The sequence below is a fragment of the Streptomyces sp. NRRL B-24572 genome (assembly GCF_002156145.1).
GTDB lineage: Bacteria > Actinomycetota > Actinomycetes > Streptomycetales > Streptomycetaceae > Streptomyces > Streptomyces vietnamensis.
In genome coordinates, this window is record NZ_MWIG01000014.1 from 1 (window position 1) to 1,008 (window position 1,008).

Annotated in this window: 1 protein-coding gene; it reads right to left on the reverse strand. The window is 73.0% G+C overall.

The features are described from left to right. Positions 1 to 1,008 (reverse strand): amino acid adenylation domain-containing protein (locus tag CCN56_RS00925; RefSeq protein WP_143664381.1); only part of this gene is annotated, 1,008 nt, incomplete at both ends.

Here is a 1,008-nt window from a genome sequence, read left to right on the forward strand (position 1 = left end):
CGGCCTCGATCTCGCCGAGTTCTATGCGGAAGCCGCGGACCTTCACCTGGAAGTCGGTGCGGCCGATGTACTCCAGCTGTCCGTCGGCGTTCCAGCGGACGAGGTCGCCGGTGCGGTACATGCGGGCACCGGGGAGGCCGTACGGGTCGGCCGTGAAGCGCTCGGCCGTCAGGGACCGCCGCTCGTGGTAGCCGCGGGCCAGACCCGCGCCCGCGATGTAGAGCTCACCCGCCACCCCGGCCGGAACGGGCCGCAGGCCGGCGTCGAGGACGTACACGCGGGTGTTGGCGATCGGCCGGCCGATGGTGACCTCGCCCGAGGCGTCCAGGTCCGCCGCCGTCGACCAGATCGTGGTCTCGGTGGGGCCGTACAGGTTCGTCACGGACCGGCCGGACGCCAGAGACCCGGCCAGGGCCGGGGGCACCGCCTCGCCGCCGATCAGGACCCGCAGGCCCGCGGGCACGCCGTCGGCCTCGACCAGCGCGTGCCAGAGGCTGGGCGTGGCCTGCATGACCGTGGCGCCGGAGGCGCCCACCAGGGCGGCCAGCGCGGCGGCGTCCCGGACGGTGTCGCGCGGGGCGAGGACGAGGCGGGCGCCGTGCAGCAGCGGCAGGTACAGCTCCAGACCCGCGATGTCGAACCCGACCGTCGTCACCGCCAGCAGCCGGTCCTCGACGGTGAGGGAGAACCGGTCCTGCATCGACGTCAGGAAGTTGACCAGCGCCGAACCCGGAACGACCACACCCTTCGGACGGCCGGTCGAACCGGAGGTGTAGATCGCGTACGCGGCCTGGTCACCCGACCGGCCCGGCACGACGAGATCGTCCGAACCGAAACCGGACAGGTCGACGCCCGCCAGCTCCGCCTCCGTCAGCGTCAGCACCGGAGCCGCGTCCTCGAGCACGTACGCGATCCGCTCCGCCGGGAACTCCGGATCCACCGGCACATACGCCGCACCCGACTTCAGCACCGCGAGCAGCGCCACCACCAGATCCACCGAACGCGGCA